This window comes from Paraburkholderia sp. J7, assembly GCF_905220155.1.
Taxonomy (GTDB): Bacteria; Pseudomonadota; Gammaproteobacteria; order Burkholderiales; family Burkholderiaceae; genus Paraburkholderia.
In genome coordinates, this window is record NZ_CAJMYZ010000089.1 from 1 (window position 1) to 577 (window position 577).

1 protein-coding gene is annotated in these 577 nt (G+C 70.5%); it reads right to left on the minus strand.

What is annotated here, in order from left to right; genetic code table 11:
* Window positions 1-498: FAD-binding oxidoreductase (locus tag U5A58_RS40450; protein WP_321965460.1), on the minus strand; the 498-nt coding region annotated here is incomplete at its 3' end.
* Window positions 499-577 lie beyond the last annotated feature (79 nt).

Sequence of the window (577 nt, forward strand, 5' to 3'; positions counted from 1 at the left end):
ACGCTCGCGCATGGTGCCGAAGCGCACGACGCGATTGCCGCCCGCGTTCGTTGCCGCGTTGCCGCCCAACTGGCACGAGCCGCGCGCGCCCAGATCGAGCGGGAAGAACCAGCCTTCGGCTTCGACGTGCGTTTGCAACTGCTCGAGGAGCACGCCGGCCTGCACGGTCACGGTGCCGCCGATCGTATCGAACGCCTCGAGCGCATTCAGGCGCGCGAGCGAAAGCGCCACTTCGCCCGCCTGCGGCGTGGCCGCGCCAGCGAGGCCGGTCAAGCCGCCTTGCACGACCACCGGCTGTCGATATTGCGTGAGCACGGCGAGCGCACGCGCGACTTCCTCGGGTGTGCGCGGCAGGATCACGAGCGGCGGCGCGCAGCGCGGCGCGTCGCTCCAGTCGGCCGCGTGCGAGTTGGCGACGGCCGGATCGGTGCTCACGCGGTCGGCGCCAAGCGCATTCGCGAGTGCGTCGGGAAGGGACATCGGAGGCGAGGCTTGCATGGTTTGGTCGGTTGGGATCGAAGGAGTCGGGGGTGTCGCCTAGTCGGCCTGATGCATGCGCTCGACCTTGCCGCCGAGC